A 13,624-nucleotide genomic window follows, 5' to 3' on the forward strand; every position below is an offset into this window, starting at 1 on the left:
TCGTCTGCGTCCGGTGTCCGTGCGGTCTGCTAAGACTTGATCTGTGAGCAGGGACAACGAGCGGCCGAGGGATCCGGCGGAGGCGCCGGAGGGGGAGCAGCTCGCGCTCATTCGGGAGACGGTGCGCAAGGCCAAGGTGCCCAAGGCCAAGCCGCGGACCTGGCGGGGGGCGGCGCTGGCCGCGGAGCGGCCGGTGGCGCGGGTGCTGGTCGACAAGGGGCCGGTCCACCTCGACAAGCTGTGGGACTACGCGGTGCCGGCCGAGATGGATGCCGAGGCCCGGCCCGGGGTGCGGGTGCGGGTGCGGTTCGGGGCCGGGACGGGGAAGGTGCGCGAGGGGCGGCGCGAGGGGGGCGGGCTGCTCGACGGGTACATCATCGAGCGCGTCGCCGAATCCGACTACCGGGGTCCGCTGGCCGCCCTCGCGCAGGTGGTCTCCACGGAGCGGGTGCTGGGGCCGGGGCTGCTGGCGCTGTGCCGGGCGGTCGCCGACCGGTACGCCGGATCGCTCGCCGATGTGCTCCAGCTGGCCCTGCCCAAGCGCAACGCCCGCGCCGAGGGCGAGCCGTCGCCGCCGCCGCTGCCCCCGCCGGGGCCGCCCGCGCCCGGGACCTGGGCACGCTATCCGGCCGGGCCCGGGTTCCTGGAGGCGCTGGTGCGCGGGGACCGGCCGCGGGCCGTATGGACCGCGCTGCCCGGGCCGCACTGGCCCCGGGAGTGGGCCACCGCCGTGGCCGCCACGCTCGCGTCCGGGCGCGGGGCGCTCGTCGTCGTGCCCGACGGGCGGACCGCGGATCGGGTGGACGCCGCGCTCACGGAGGTGCTCGGCGGCCCGGGGCGGCATGTGCTGCTCACCGCCGACCTCGGGCCCGAGGAGCGCTACCGCCGCTGGCTGGCGGTCAGCCGGGGATCGGTGCGCGCGGTGGTGGGCACCCGGGCGGCGATGTTCGCACCGGTCCGGGATCTCGGGCTGGTGGGGATCTGGGACGACGGGGACCGCAGCCACAGCGACGACCGGCTGCCGCAGCCGCATGCCCGCGATGTGCTGCTGCTGCGCGCCGTCCACGAGAAGACCGGCTTCCTGCTGGGCGACCTCGGCCGCACCGTCGAGGCCGCCCAACTGGTGGAGAACGGCTGGGCCCGGCCGCTCGAAGCAGACCGTGAGCGGGTCCGGGCGGCCGCCCCGCTGATCCGTACGGTCGACGAGGGCGAGGTGGCCCGGGACGCGGAGGCCCGCGCCGCCCGGCTGCCCACGCTCGCCTGGCAGACCGTACGGGAGGCGCTGACCCGGGGCCCGGTGCTGGTGCAGGTGCCGCGCCGGGGCTATGTGCCGAAGCTGGCCTGTGAGCGCTGCCGGGAGCCCGCGCGCTGTGCGCAGTGCTCGGGCCCGCTGGAGGCACGCGACGCGGACCACCTGGTGTGTGGTTGGTGCGGGCGGGACGAGCCCGCCTGGCACTGCCGCGCATGCGGGGGCGTCCGGCTGCGGGCGTCCGTCGTCGGCGCCCGGCGCACCGCCGAGGAGCTGGGCCGCGCCTTTCCGTCCGTGCCCGTCCGCACCTCCGGCCGTGATCATGTGCTGACGTCCGTCCCCGACCGTCCGGCGCTCGTCGTGAGCACACCGGGCGCCGAACCGGTCGCGGAGGGCGGCTACGCCGCGGCGCTGCTGCTCGACGGCTGGGCCCTGCTCGGCCGCCCCGACCTGCGCGCGGGCGAGGACGCGCTGCACCACTGGCTGGAGGCGGCCTCGCTGGTCCGTGGCCATGGGGAGGAGGGGGACGACGGCCGGGGCGGCACGGTGGTGATCATGGCCGAGCCGACGCTGCGGCCCGTCCAGGCGCTGGTGCGCTGGGACCCGGCCGGTTACGCGGCGCGCGAGCTGGCCGAGCGGTCCGACCTGGGCTTTCCGCCGATCTCCCGGATGGCGGCCGTGACCGGCCCCGCGGAGGCGGTGGCCGAGCTGATCGCCTCGACCCGGCTCCCCGAGGGGGCCGAGACCCTGGGCCCGGTCCCACTGCCCCCGCCGCCCCCCGGCCGCCCGCGCCGCCCCGGCGACCCGCCCGCGGGCGAGATCTGGGAGCGCGCCCTGCTACGGGTCCGCCCCGGCCAGGGCAGCGCCCTCGCGGCAGCCCTCAAGGAGGCGAAGGCCCGCCGCCTGGCCCGCGGCGACAGGGACCCCGCGGTGCGGGTGGATCCCCTGGACATCGGGTGATCCCGATGCCGTAGAGGATCCGGTGGCTCGGGTCTTCCGGCCGGGGCCCTCCCGGCGGTAGCCGGAGAAGACTCTCGCACCCCGGCGGGGCAGACCTCCCAGCGATGGCCGGGGGAGAACCGAGCCTGTGGACCGAGCTTCTAGAGAGACGGCCGGGGACTCGGGAAAGCGTTCGGGCGGGGGTCCTCGCGGAGGGACGGTGTCGACTGCGGGGGGACCGTGCGGGCGGCGGGCACCGAGGGCAGGGGGGCGGGCTCGGCCGGGCGGCCCGTGGACGGTTCGCCGCCCTCGGTCGCGTTCTGCGCGGCGGCCCGGCGGGCGCCGTAACGGCGGTGCACCGCCTGCTTGGTGACGCCGAGCGCGGAGCCCACCGCGTCCCAGGAGAAGCCGAGCGAGCGGTCGAAGTCGACTGCGGCCGTGACCAGCGTCTCGACGCTGTCCCGCAGTTCCTGGGCGAGCCGCACGGTGGGGGCCGGGGCGCGTCCGTAGACCACGAAACCGGCGGACGGGCCGGTGCGACGGGGGCGGTAGACATTGCCGAGCTGGGCGGTGAGCGTGCGCAGCGCGTCCACCTGGCGGCGGACCCGCTCGATGTCCCGGACCAGGAGGTGCAGGCTGGCCCGTGCCTGGGCGTCATGAGTTGCGTGGTCGGCCATGAACAAGCCTCTCGAACCGGCGTTACGGGGGATGAAGGGGATGGGGCGTGAGGTACGGGGAGTTGGGGGGTAAGGGCTGGGGCTGGATCGGGGAGTCGGACGGACGGCGGGAAATGGATCGGGCCGCGACAGCGGCCCGATGCGGTCAATCTGCCTTGACCAACGCGGCACCCGCCCGTCGGTCACGGTCCGGGGCGTGCGGCAGTCCGCCCGTACGCCCCCTCGGACGGCGGACCATAGACTTCAGACGCTGTTCGCGACGTATCCGCTGTGTGAGAGGTAGTTCGCCACCCATGAGGCTCGTCTTCGCCGGTACCCCCGAGGTCGCCCTGCCCGCTCTGGACGCGCTGATCGCGTCCGGGAAGCACGAGGTGGTGGCCGTGGTGACCCGTCCCGACGCGCCCGCCGGGCGCGGCCGTCGGCTGGTGGCCAGCCCGGTCGCCGAGCGGGCCGAGGAGGCGGGTATCGAGGTGCTCAAGCCCGCCAAGCCGCGCGATCCGGAGTTCCTGGCCCGGCTCACCGAGATCGCGCCGGACTGCTGCCCGGTGGTGGCCTACGGCGCGCTGCTGCCCAAGGCCGCGCTGGAGATCCCCGCGCACGGCTGGGTCAATCTGCACTTCTCGCTGCTCCCGGCCTGGCGGGGCGCGGCTCCCGTGCAGCACTCCCTGCTGGCGGGCGACGAGATGACCGGCGCCTCGACCTTCCAGATCGAGGAAGGGCTGGACTCCGGGCCGGTGTTCGGGGTGGTGACGGAGGAGGTGCGGGCCACCGACACCAGTGGCGATCTGCTGACCCGGCTCGCCTTCGCCGGTGCGGGGCTGCTCGAGGCGACGATGGACGGCATCGAGAACGGCAGCCTGCACCCGGTGCCGCAGTCGGCCGAGGGCGTCTCGCTCGCCCCGAAGATCACCGTCGAGGACGCGGAGATCGACTGGACGGCGCCCGCGCTGCGCGTCGACCGGCTGGTGCGCGCCTGCACCCCCGCCCCGGGCGCGTGGACCACCTTCCGGGGGGAGCGGCTGAAGGTCGTCTCGGCGCGGCCGGTGGCGGACCGTACGGATCTGGGGCCCGGTCTGCTGGCCGCCACCAAGAAGGCCGTGTACGTGGGCACCGGCAGCCATGCCGTCGAGCTGACCTGGGTGCGGCCGCAGGGCAAGAAGCCGATGCTCGCGGCGGACTGGGCACGCGGGGTGCGGATCGCGGAGGGCGAGCGGCTCGGGGCCTGAGCGGGCCGCCGCGCCAACGCCGGCAGCTCCGACGCGCCAATGCCAGCCGCTCCGAAACCAGCCGCCCGATGCCGGCCGCGCCGGAACCAGCCGCGCTGCGGACGCGCCGAGGAGGCGGATGTTGACTTCAATCTATGTTGAAGTCTTACGTTCCTCACGAGACCTCGGAGGTACGTGATGGACATGCAATCGACCGCCTGGCATTCCCTGTATCAGACGGCCAATGCCCAAGACGACCGGCGGCCCTTCTCCCGCGAGACGTTGCGCCGCATCGGCGCCTTCGCCCGTCCGCACCGCCGCCAACTGCTGCTGTTCCTGGTGCTGAGCACGGTCACGGCGGTGCTCGCGGTGGCGACACCGCTGCTGGCCGGCCGGGTGGTGGACGCGATCGTCCACCGTTCGGGACAGGGCACGGTGCTCTGGCTGGCCGGGCTGATCGCCGCGATCGCCGTGGCGGAGGCGGCGCTCGGGCTGCTGACCCGCTGGCTGTCGGCGAACATCGGCGAGGGGCTGATCCTCGATCTGCGCACCGCCGTCTTCGACCACGTCCAGCGGATGCCGGTGGCGTTCTTCACCCGGACCCGCACCGGCGCGCTGGTCAGCAGGCTCAACAACGACGTCATCGGCGCGCAGCGGGCGTTCAGCGACACCCTCTCCGGGGTGGTCGGCAATGTGGTCACGCTGCTGCTCACCTTCGTCGTCATGATCGGGATCTCCTGGCAGATCACCCTGCTGACGCTGCTGCTCCTGCCCGTCTTCCTGCTGCCCGCGCGCCGGGTGGGCGGACGGCTGGCGAAGCTGCGGCGCGAGGCGGCCGCGCACAACGCCGCGATGAGCACCCAGATGACCGAGCGCTTCTCCGCGCCCGGGGCGACCCTGGTCAAGCTGTTCGGACGGCCCGCCGACGAGTCCGCCGAGTTCGCCGCGCGGACCCGGCGGGTGCGGGACATCGGGGTGCGGACCGCGATGGTGCAGGTCTCCTTCGTGACCGCCCTGACCTTCGTCTCCGCCCTGGCCCTCGCCCTGGTCTACGGCCTCGGCGGCTGGTTCGCGCTGCACGGGCGGCTCGACCCCGGCGCCGTCGTCGCGCTCGCGCTGCTCCTCACCCGGCTGTACGCGCCGCTGACCGCGCTGGCCGGGGCGCGGGTCGAGGTGATGAGCGCGCTGGTCAGCTTCGAGCGGGTCTTCGAGGTGCTCGACCTCGAGCCGCTGATCAAGGAGAAGCCGGACGCCCGGGAGGTCCCGGAGGGGCCCGTGTCCGTCGAGTTCGACCGCGTCGACTTCGGCTACCCGGCCGCGGACAAGGTCTCCCTCGCCTCTCTCGAAGAGGTCGCCACCCTGGACACCCGCGGCGGCGTCCCGGTCCTGCACCAGGTGTCCTTCCGCGCCGAACCGGGCCAGATGGTCGCCCTGGTGGGCTCCTCCGGCGCCGGGAAGTCGACCATCGCACAACTGCTGCCGAGGCTCTACGACGCCGACCACGGCGCCGTACGGCTCTCCGGGGTGGACGTCCGCGACCTGACCGCCGCATCGATCCGCGCCACCCTCGGCATGGTCACGCAGGACGGCCATCTCTTCCACGACTCGATCCGCGCCAATCTGCTGCTGGCCCGGCCGGAGGCCACCGACGAGGAGCTGTGGGAGGTGCTGCGCCGGGCCCGTCTTGAGGGGCTGATCGCGGCGCTCCCGGACGGTCTCGACACCGTCGTCGGCGAGCGCGGCTACCGGCTCTCCGGCGGTGAGCGTCAGCGGCTGACCATCGCGCGGCTGCTGCTGGCCCGGCCCCGCGTGGTGATCCTCGACGAGGCCACCGCGCACCTGGACTCCACCTCCGAGGCGGACGTCCAAGAGGCGCTCGGCGAGGCGCTGGACGGGCGCACCGCGGTGGTGATCGCCCACCGGCTGTCCACGGTCCGGGCCGCGGATCTCATTCTCGTCGTGGAGGACGGACGGATCGTGGAGCGCGGTACGCACACCGCGCTGCTGGCCGCCGGGGGCCGCTACGAGGAGCTGTACCGCACCCAGTTCGAGCAGCCGACGGCGGTGGGCGACGGAATCGCCGTGGACGGAGCGAGCGTGTCCGGCGCGGCGGTTGCCCCCACGACCGTGGACGCGACGACTGCGGACGCGACGACCGTGGACGGGACCATCATGGACGCGACGGCCGTGGACCGGGGCCTCGTGGACGGAACCCCCCTGGACGGCGGCCCCACGACCGCCGACGCCCCGGCGACGTAGGCTGGTCCCTTCAGCCCGATCCGTCCCCCGGAGCACATTTCCCGTGACCGACCAGCCCCGTCGTCGCCGTCCCCACGCCCCGAACCGGCCTGGCAAGCCCTACCGCCGCCCGCAGAAGGACCCCGTGCGGATCCTCGCCTTCGAGGCGCTGCGGGCGGTCGACGAGCGGGACGCGTACGCCAACCTCGTTCTCCCGCCCCTGCTGCGCAAGGCGCGGGAGAGCGCGGAGGCCGGCAGCGGGCCGCGGTTCGACTCCCGGGACGCTGCGCTCGCCACCGAGCTGGTCTACGGCACCCTGCGCCACCAGGGCACCTACGACGCGATCATCGCCGAATGCGTGGACCGCCCGCTGCGCGAGGTGGATCCGCCCGTGCTCGACGTACTGAGCCTCGGCGCCCACCAGTTGCTCGGAACCCGCATCCCCACCCACGCCGCCGTCTCGGCGAGCGTCGAGCTGGCCCGGGTGGTGCTCGGCGACGGCCGGGCCAAGTTCGTCAACGCCGTGCTGCGCAAGATCGCCACCCATGACCTCGACGGCTGGCTGGAGCGGGTCGCCCCGCCCTACGACGAGGACCCCGAGGAGCATCTGGGCGTCCGCCACTCGCATCCGCGCTGGGTCGTCTCCGCCCTGTGGGACGCGCTCGGCGGCGGCAGCGCCGGTGTGGAGGAGCTGCTGGCCGCCGACAACGAACGGCCCGAGGTCACCCTCGTCGCCCGGCCCGGCCGGTCCACGCCCGCGGAGCTGCTGGAGGCGGTCGGCGGGCAGGCCGCGGTGCCGGGCCGCTGGTCGCCGTACGCGGTGCGGCTCACCGAGGGCGGCGAGCCCGGTGCGCTGGAGGCGGTGCGCGACGGGCGGGCCGGAGTGCAGGACGAGGGCAGCCAGCTGGTGGCCCTCGCGCTGGCGAACGCCCCGCTGGAGGGGGACGACCGGCGCTGGCTGGACGGCTGCGCGGGCCCCGGCGGCAAGGCCGCGCTGCTCGGCGCGCTCGCCGCGGAGCGCGGCGCCTCGTTGCTGGCCGCCGAGAAGCAGCCGCACCGGGCCCGGCTGGTGGCCAGGGCCCTGGCGGGCAACCCCGGGCCGTACCAGGTGATCGCCGCGGACGGCACCCGGCCGCCGTGGCGCCCGGAGTCCTTCGACCGGGTGCTGGTGGACGTCCCCTGCACCGGCCTGGGCGCCCTGCGGCGCCGCCCCGAGGCGCGCTGGCGGCGCCGCCCCGAGGACCTCGAGGGCTTCGCACCGCTCCAGCGCGGGCTGCTGCGGGAGGCCCTGGCCGCGGCGCGGATCGGCGGGGTGGTCGGCTACGCCACCTGCTCCCCGCATCCGGCCGAGACCCGGGCCGTGGTCGAGGACGTCCTCAAGGGGCGGGGCGGCGCGGCCGTCTCCGCGGAGTGGATCGACGCCCGGCCGCTGCTGCCCGGGGTGCCCGAGCTGGGCGACGGCCCGGACGTCCAGCTGTGGCCGCACCGGCACGGCACGGACGCCATGTATCTGGCCCTGCTGCGCCGCACCGGCTGACCGCGCCCACTGCCCGCTGCCCGGCATGTTCCCGGGCCGGCGGGTCAGTCCTTCGGAACCGCCGGAAGCGCCTCCTCGGGCCGGTCGGTCGGGGCGTAGAGCGTATCGGCCCGGGCGGTCGGGTTGAGGTCCCTGTGCACCGCGCGCGCCACCGCCTCGATGGTGGCCACGCCCGCCTCCATGGTGCGATTGCCCTGGGTGAGCACGGTGAGCGTGTAGTCGTGGCCGCCGCCGGTGAAGGCGCCGACGCTGTGCACCCGCCAGCCGTGGGTGGACCGCTCCAGCCAGCCGTTCTTCACATGGATCCTCGTACCGCCCGGGGCGCCGGCCGGGGTGCCCCAGCGCTGTTCCGGGATGACCTTGCCCATCAGCGAGAGGACGTAGGTGCGGGAGGCGTCGGTGAGCACCGTGTTCGCATGGGTGATCAGATCCAGGAGCCGCTCCTGGTCGTTCGCGGTGATCTGGGTGAGACCCCAGTAGCCGTCCTTGCCGGGCACGGTGGCGTCCATTCCGGCGGCCCGCAGGAACGCCGTGACTCCGGAGGGCTTGAGCTGCTTCCACAGCTTGCTGGTCGAGGCGTTGTCCGACTTGGTGATCATGGCCTTGGCGAGGGTCTTCTCGCGCTTGGTCAGCCCCCGGTGGTGCCGCTGCGCGTCCCACAGCAGCGTCCCCAGGACCGTCACCTTCACCACGCTCGCGGAGTCGAACCTCTGGTTCGCGCGCAGGGTGCAGCGGGTGTGGGTGGCGTGGTCGCGGAGGCTGATCGCGACGGTGCCGGACCGGCCGCGCAGCGCGCCGACGATGTCCTTGGAGATCCTCCCGGCCAGCCCGGACTGGTGGGAGACGCAGACCGGCCGCGGTGCCGTGGCCGCCGCGGAGGCGGGCCAGGTCACGGCGACCGGCGCCGCGACGACGGCCGCTGTCAGCGCCGCGCACACCGCGGTGCGGGGGAGCCGGGGTATTCGATCGCTGGTCATGGTGGGTTGCCTGTTTCCCTTGCCTTGTCACACGAGCCACTTACGTCGCAAGAGCCACTTCTGCGCTCTCGACTCACATGACCTATGCGCGACGGCCAGGGGTTGCTCGACCATCTTCATGATCTCGTCTCCCTCGGCGTCCGTCGATCCGAGCGGGACCGATGATCAGATCCCGGCTCCATGGACCGGTGCCGATCGTGGGAGGCTTGGAGCCATGGCCCCGCAGATCAATCCCAGCATCCTGTCCGCAGACTTCTCCCGCCTGGCGGATGAGGCGAAAGCGGTCGAAGGCGCCGACTGGCTCCACGTCGACGTCATGGACAACCACTTCGTCCCCAACCTCACCCTCGGCGTGCCGGTGGTCGAATCGCTGGGCAAGGCCACGGAGACCCCGCTGGACTGCCATCTCATGATCGAGGACCCGGACCGCTGGGCGCCGCAGTACATCGAGGCGGGCGCCGGCTCCGTCACCTTCCACGTGGAGGCCGCGGCCGCACCGGTGCGGCTGGCGCGCGAGATCCGGGCCAAGGGCGCGCGGGCCTCGATGGCGCTCAAGCCCGCCACGCCCATCGAGCCGTACGAGGATCTGCTGCCCGAGCTGGACATGCTGCTGGTGATGACCGTGGAGCCCGGCTTCGGCGGGCAGGCGTTCCTCGACATCATGCTGCCGAAGATCCGCCGCACCCGGCAGCTCATCGACAAGCACGGCCTTCAGATGTGGTTGCAGGTGGACGGCGGGGTCTCGGCCGAGACCATCGAGCGGTGCGCCGAGGCGGGCGCCGATGTGTTCGTCGCCGGCTCGGCGGTCTACGGCGCCGACGACCCGGCCAAGGCCGTACGGGAGCTGCGCCACCTCGCCGAAAAGGCGACCGGCACCCCCGGTTCATGAGGCGACGCAGCTACCGGTCGGTGAACTCAAAGGGTGAAGGCCAAACCAACTCCGCCGTTTCTGACAGGATGAACGGTGAGTCCGGACAGTGAATAGTGAGGAGACCGCGGTGTCGACGGGCCGTTCAGCCACGCGGATGGGACCCGCCGAACTGGTGCAGGCGGCCGCCATGGCGCGCCGCTTCTACCTCGAGGGCAAGTCCAAGATCCAGATCGCCGAGGAGTTCGGCGTCAGCCGCTTCAAGGTCGCGCGGGTGCTGGAGACGGCGCTCGAGCGCGATCTGGTGCGCATCGAGATCCGGGTTCCCGCCGAGCTCGACGCGGAGCGCTCCGACGCGCTGCGCGCCCGCTACGGGCTGCGCCACGCGGTCGTCGTGGAGTCCCCGGCCGACGCCGAGGCGGACACCCCGGACCCGGAGAACCTCGGCGAGGTCGCCGCGGACCTGCTGGGCGAGCTGGTGACCGAGGGGGATGTGCTGGGGCTGGCCTGGGGACGGTCCACGATCCACATGGCGGCCGCGCTGCACCGGCTGCCCCCGTGCACCGTCGTCCAGCTCACGGGCGTGTACGACGCGGGCACGGCCGAGCGCGGCTCGGTCGAGGCGGTGCGCCGCGCCGCCGCCGTCTCCGGCGGTGAGGCGCATCCCATCTACGCGCCGATGCTGCTGCCGGACACGGCCACCGCGGACGCCCTGCGCGGCCAGACCGGTATCGCCCGCGCCTTTGAGTACTTCGACAAGGTCACCGTGGCCTGCGTCTCCATCGGCTCCTGGGAGGCCGGGATCTCCACGGTCTACGACATGCTGACGGAGGAGGAGCGGGCCCACTACGAGAGCCTGGGCGCCGCCGCCGAGATGTCGGCCCACCTCTTCGACGCCGAGGGCCGCCGCATCGGCCGCGACCTGGGCGAGCGCTGTATCACCGTGGAGGCCGACCGGCTGCGCCGGATCCCCGAGGTGGTGGCCATCGCCGGTGGCCGCCGTAAGGCCGAGGCGATCGGGGCGGTGCTGCGGTCCGGCCTGGTCACCAGCCTGGTGACGGACACCGCCGCCGCGGACTACCTGCTGGCCGAGACCACCCCCGCCGCCCACCCCGCCCTCGACCGCGCCGACCCGGACGGGCCGTAAGCCTCCTCCCCGGCTCGGGGAAGTCCTCGTTGAGCCCCCGCGGCGCGCCCCGGGCCCACTCCGGCCCGGGGCGGCCGCATCGGCCCTGGTCAGAGCCGAACCGAGCGCCGCGGTCGAGAGGTCCACGTCGGCCTCGGCGCCCGCGGAGAGCGTCGCCGACGCCATCATCACCAGGGTGGCCAAGCTGAACGACGCGACCACGGCAGAGTGAGACCCCCGACGTGCCGCCGCCCGGCGGCCTCAATGGCCGAGCGGGGGCGTGGGCTCGTCGAACGTCCTGACCGCTGAGCGGTCAGCGCCAGCCCACCAAGATCATCGCTTGGCGGGCCGGCCCATCTGTGCCATGCCCCCGCTTCAGATGCAGATCACGATCTTTCCGCGTGTGCGTCCGCGCTCGGCGTGCGCATGGGCGTCGGCGACCTGCTCCAGGGGGTAGGTCTGTTCAATGCGGGGCGTGTAGCGGCCTTGCCGGCCCAGTTCCGCGGCCGCGGACAAGAGGGTGGAGTCGTTCTCCGCGTTGACCACATGCGTGCCCAGGCGCTGCCCGCCTGCGTGGTCGGCGACCGTCGCGACGCGCGTCGGGTCGCCCGTGATCGCGACGAGGTCGTCCAGGGATCCGGAGGCCGCGGTGTCGAGCGCGATGTCGACGCCGTGCGGAGCGAGAGCGGAGAGGCGCCGCGCGAGGCCGGGGCCGTAGGTGGTGGGAACGGCGCCGAGAGAGGCGAGGAACTCGTGGTTGCGTTCGCTGGCTGTCCCGATCACGGTGGCACCTTGTGCCACAGCGATCTCGACTGCCGCGCTGCCCACGCCCCCGGCGGCGCCCTCGACGAGAAGGGTGCGCCCCGCGAGGGAGTCGAGCGCGTTCAGGCCACGCATCGCGGTCACGGACGCGAGACCGGCGCCAGCGGCCTGCTCATCGTTCCACGTGTCGGGGGCGTGGGCCCAGGCCGAGAGGATGACCAGCTCTGCGGTTGCGCCAGTGACGCCGCCCAGCCCGAAGACGCGGTCGCCGATGCTCACCCCCTGCACTCCGTCACCGATTTCGTCGACCACGCCGACGGCGTCGCGCCCGGGAATGGCGGGCAGCTCCAGGGGGATCAGCTGGTGCAGGGCGCCGACGCGCAGCTTCCAGTCGATGGGATTGACGCTGGCCGCCGCGACGCGGACACGGATCTCACCAGGCCCGGGGTGGGGGTCGGGGGCCTGCTCGATCACCAGGCTCTCCGCTCCGCCGTATTCATGGAAGCGGGCTGCACGCATAGTGTCCTGCCTTACCTTTGTAGGTCGAAATGGTGGTGTTCGTTCGACGCCCGTTACTCACAACCTGACGCTGATGTGAGGTGCGGATCGGTGAGGTTGCCGAGTAGGCGGGCGGTCACCCGCCCCGAAAACCACGAACTTGCCTACCGTCGGAATACCTTCCGTTGAGTCGATGCTCCGGAAGATATCCAGAGAGTCGGTCACCAGCTGGATACCTAGACCGGAGACGGGAGACCTCGATGACGCAACGGCCACCGCTGCCACCCGACTTGTTCGACGAGCTGTGCCCGTCCCCGCTGCTGCCTTTCCGCTTCGGTGACAAATGGGCACCCATGGTCCTCCGCTGCCTGGACGACGGCCCGCGCAGATACTCCGAACTCCGCGTGCCACTGGGCCGCGTCACCCCGAAGTCGCTCACCCAGTCGCTCCGCGGCTTGGAGCGCGACGGGTTCGTGTCACGCACGGTGTACGCCGACCCGAAACTGCGGGTGGAGTACGCGCTGACACCGCTGGGCCGCAGCGCGCTGGAGCCGCTGGCCGCCGCGTGCCGATGGGCGACCGAGCACTGGGACGAGCTGCTCGACGCCCGCGAGGGCGGCGGGGGCGGCGAGGGCGGCAGCTCCTCCATCGATTGACCCGAACCTGCGTTGGCGCCCGCCGCAGTGCGTGCCTGACCGGGCGGTAAGACGAAACTGCTGGTCAGCGTAGATCTGTACCGAGGGGTACCCTTGTGGCATGGGTGACTCCCGTAGGGCCGTCATGGGTCGGCCTCGAGGATTCGACATCGACCAGGCGCTGGAACGCGCGATGCGGGTGTTCTGGGCGCGAGGTTACGAAGGTGCGAGCCTCGCCGAACTGACCGGCGCCATGGGCATCACCAAGACGAGCATGTATGCGGCCTTCGGCAACAAGGAGCAGTTGTTCCGCAAGGCCCTCCAGCGCTACGGCGCGGGGCCGGCCGCCTACGCCACGCGCGCCCTGGAGGAGCCCACCGCACGGGCTGTGGCCTTGGCGTTCCTCCGCGGAGCGGTCCGCACCACGACCCCTCCCGGCGGCCCCTCCGGGTGCCTGGCCGTGCAGGGTGCGCTGGCGTCGAGCGACGAGGGCCGGGCCGTCCACGACCTGCTTGTCGACTGGCGCAACGACGCGGGGGTCCGCCTTGAGGAGCGCTTCCGGCGTGCCGTCAACGAGGGTGATCTTCCGCGCGACGCCGACCCTCGGCGTCTTGCCCGGTTCGTCATGACGATGGGTTTCGGCATCGCGGTGCAGGCCGCCAACGGCCTCGGTCCCGCTGAGCTCGATGAGATCGTCGACACGGCGTTGCTCGGCTGGCCCGCATAGCGGCTGTACCCCTTCGCTCGCCCCGGTGAGACATTCTCCTCGCATGAGGGCCGTGACGATGCGGCAAAACTTCGGTACCGTTCGGGACAGAAGTTTCGAGCGGTGGTTCCTCCCCCTGCCGACGATCACCGCGACGAAACCGTCAAGGGCCGTCGCGAAACACCGCGCACGACCTCCGCTCCGGGG

Annotated in this window: 11 protein-coding genes; 8 read left to right on the forward strand and 3 right to left on the reverse strand. The window is 73.2% G+C overall.

Going from position 1 to position 13,624, the window contains the following annotated elements; all coding sequences use genetic code 11:
* Nucleotides 1-43: 43 nt before the first annotated feature.
* The gene (locus tag IEJ02_RS21480) at nt 44-2,209 is read left to right on the forward strand and encodes a primosomal protein N' (protein WP_191066343.1); all 2,166 of its coding nucleotides are present in this window, start codon (nt 44-46) and stop codon (nt 2,207-2,209) included.
* A gap of 140 nt (nt 2,210-2,349) precedes the next feature.
* On the opposite strand, the gene IEJ02_RS21485 is transcribed toward IEJ02_RS21480, so the two are convergent.
* Nucleotides 2,350-2,865 (reverse strand): hypothetical protein, encoded by a 516-nt coding sequence (locus IEJ02_RS21485; protein ID WP_191066344.1) that lies wholly within the window; start codon nt 2,863-2,865, stop codon nt 2,350-2,352.
* A gap of 293 nt (nt 2,866-3,158) precedes the next feature.
* Between IEJ02_RS21485 and fmt the strand changes: the two genes are divergently transcribed.
* From fmt to IEJ02_RS21500, 3 genes are all read left to right on the forward strand, one after another.
* The gene (fmt, locus tag IEJ02_RS21490) at nt 3,159-4,091 is read left to right on the forward strand and encodes a methionyl-tRNA formyltransferase (protein ID WP_191066345.1); all 933 of its coding nucleotides are present in this window, start codon (nt 3,159-3,161) and stop codon (nt 4,089-4,091) included.
* 177 nt (nt 4,092-4,268) lie between these two features.
* The gene (locus tag IEJ02_RS21495) at nt 4,269-6,329 is read left to right on the forward strand and encodes an ABC transporter ATP-binding protein (RefSeq protein ID WP_223864174.1); all 2,061 of its coding nucleotides are present in this window, start codon (nt 4,269-4,271) and stop codon (nt 6,327-6,329) included.
* Between the two features lie 43 nt (nt 6,330-6,372).
* Nucleotides 6,373-7,845: an RsmB/NOP family class I SAM-dependent RNA methyltransferase gene (locus tag IEJ02_RS21500; protein WP_191066346.1), complete on the forward strand. Its 1,473-nt coding sequence runs from the start codon at nt 6,373-6,375 to the stop codon at nt 7,843-7,845.
* A gap of 44 nt (nt 7,846-7,889) precedes the next feature.
* Here IEJ02_RS21500 and IEJ02_RS21505 read toward each other — a convergent pair whose 3' ends face one another.
* Nucleotides 7,890-8,822 (reverse strand): serine hydrolase, encoded by a 933-nt coding sequence (locus tag IEJ02_RS21505; RefSeq protein ID WP_191066347.1) that lies wholly within the window; start codon nt 8,820-8,822, stop codon nt 7,890-7,892.
* Between the two features lie 214 nt (nt 8,823-9,036).
* On the opposite strand from IEJ02_RS21505, the gene rpe reads away from it, so the two are divergent.
* Both rpe and IEJ02_RS21515 read left to right on the forward strand, forming a co-directional pair.
* Nucleotides 9,037-9,711, forward strand: coding sequence for a ribulose-phosphate 3-epimerase (gene rpe / locus IEJ02_RS21510; RefSeq protein ID WP_137980367.1), 675 nt, complete (start codon nt 9,037-9,039; stop codon nt 9,709-9,711).
* 136 nt (nt 9,712-9,847) lie between these two features.
* Nucleotides 9,848-10,837 (forward strand): sugar-binding transcriptional regulator, encoded by a 990-nt coding sequence (locus IEJ02_RS21515; RefSeq protein WP_191066348.1) that lies wholly within the window; start codon nt 9,848-9,850, stop codon nt 10,835-10,837.
* Between the two features lie 354 nt (nt 10,838-11,191).
* Here the strand turns inward: IEJ02_RS21515 and IEJ02_RS21520 are convergent, their stop codons facing one another.
* Complete coding sequence (locus IEJ02_RS21520; protein ID WP_191066349.1) at nt 11,192-12,097, reverse strand: NADP-dependent oxidoreductase; 906 nt, start codon at nt 12,095-12,097, stop codon at nt 11,192-11,194.
* Between the two features lie 239 nt (nt 12,098-12,336).
* Between IEJ02_RS21520 and IEJ02_RS21525 the strand changes: the two genes are divergently transcribed.
* A complete protein-coding gene (locus tag IEJ02_RS21525) occupies nt 12,337-12,732 on the forward strand; it encodes a winged helix-turn-helix transcriptional regulator (protein ID WP_191066350.1) in 396 nt (131 codons plus the stop codon).
* 100 nt (nt 12,733-12,832) lie between these two features.
* Nucleotides 12,833-13,438, forward strand: a complete 606-nt coding sequence (locus IEJ02_RS21530; protein ID WP_191066351.1) for a TetR/AcrR family transcriptional regulator — start codon at nt 12,833-12,835, stop codon at nt 13,436-13,438.
* Nucleotides 13,439-13,624 lie beyond the last annotated feature (186 nt).

Source organism: Streptomyces sp. 5-10 (genome assembly GCF_014712245.1).
In the GTDB taxonomy this organism is placed as follows: Bacteria; Actinomycetota; Actinomycetes; order Streptomycetales; family Streptomycetaceae; genus Streptomyces; species Streptomyces violaceusniger.